Source organism: Bartonella sp. CM86QHHN (genome assembly GCF_042194695.1).
Taxonomy (GTDB): domain Bacteria; phylum Pseudomonadota; class Alphaproteobacteria; order Rhizobiales; family Rhizobiaceae; genus Bartonella.
The window spans coordinates 1-1,179 of sequence record NZ_JBHIND010000070.1; the positions used below are offsets into that span (position 1 = coordinate 1).

Annotated in this window: 1 protein-coding gene and 2 pseudogenes; 2 read left to right on the forward strand and 1 reads right to left on the reverse strand. The window is 37.5% G+C overall.

All coding sequences use genetic code 11. From position 1 onward, the window contains the following. Both ACFIKX_RS07905 and ACFIKX_RS07910 read left to right on the forward strand, forming a co-directional pair. Positions 1-190: pseudogene (locus ACFIKX_RS07905) on the forward strand (hypothetical protein); the annotation flags it as partial. 266 nt (positions 191-456) lie between these two features. After that, positions 457-1,047: an antA/AntB antirepressor family protein gene (locus ACFIKX_RS07910; protein WP_375628926.1), complete on the forward strand. Its 591-nt coding sequence runs from the start codon at positions 457-459 to the stop codon at positions 1,045-1,047. A 41-nt stretch (positions 1,048-1,088) separates the two neighbouring features. Here the strand turns inward: ACFIKX_RS07910 and ACFIKX_RS07915 are convergent. Further along, a pseudogene (locus tag ACFIKX_RS07915) lies at positions 1,089-1,179 on the reverse strand (type II toxin-antitoxin system HicB family antitoxin); the annotation flags it as partial.

Below are 1,179 nucleotides of genomic sequence, written 5' to 3' on the forward strand. Positions count from 1 at the left end.
CGGCACAAGAGAGTGTGAAAAGTTTGATGGCGGCCAGTATTATACCACACCAGAAAATGCGGATTTTAGTACCAAAGCGCAGGTGAAAGCATGGGTTTACGGTGGTGCTATTCCGAAAAGCATTCTGAATTACGAACCTCTTATAGATGAGATCAATAAAGAGATCAAAAAATTATCGGAAGCCGCTTGACATTATTACAGCAATATGAATAATCGAATTAGGTGCCTGAAAACACCTTGATAACAAGCGGATTAGTTGCCGAAATAACTAATCTTCTAGACATTAAAGATTTTGACTCGTTATATGCTGTAGCATATAACGATCTTGTCGGGTGTAGTTATGCTATACAATACCTTCATGGGGAAAGCGTAACGACGGACTTGTTACCGTGTTTTCAGCACCCGGCACTCTTTTAGAATGTCAATGAAAACATATTAAGTAACAAGGAATTCATCATGAACACTCTTATTAAAATTACAGAACAAACTATTGGAAAAGAAACAGTTCAAACTGTCAATGCACGCGAGTTGCATACGTTTTTAGAAGTTAATATACGCTTCAACGATTGGATTTCACGACGGGTTGAAGAATATTCTTTTCAAGAAAATCAGGACTTTGTGAGTTTTACTCAAAAAAGAGTAAAACCTAATGCCTCTCAAGAAAATCAAGGTGTTATAAGTTTCGGTAAAAATTTACCGAAACCTAAAGGTGGTCGTCCAAGTATCGAATATCACCTCACTCTAGACATGGCAAAAGAGCTTTCCATGGTTGAACGCAATGAGAAAGGCAGACAAGCTCGTCGTTACTTTATTGAGTGTGAAAAGAAACTAAAAAACCAAGCTGTTGATTATGATAATGATACGCGCTTTGATTTGCCAAGTTATTGGGAAGGTATGAACGCTGGCGAAAAAGTTTTATATCTTTTAGGTCCTATTCATATGCGTCTTCTTGATGCCTTCAGAGTAGATGAAGAGAACAGAAAATACAAAGCCCTTATTAAAGAAGCAAAACAGGTTCTAGCAAGATCTGTCGTAAAAGCTGCTTAGATTTAAAAACATAACTCCCCATTTTAAAAGTGGGGAGGAAGTTAAGCCGCATTTTTGATTGTAATAACGACTTGCTTGCCAAGAACACTCAGTGCTTGCTCTAGTGTTTGAAGCTTAGTTGGATAATTTGGA

Excerpts from the sequence above, each read along its gene's own strand:
- ACFIKX_RS07910 (WP_375628926.1), top strand. The coding sequence starts at position 457 with ATGAACACTCTTATTAAAATTACAGAACAAACTATTGGAAAAGAAACA.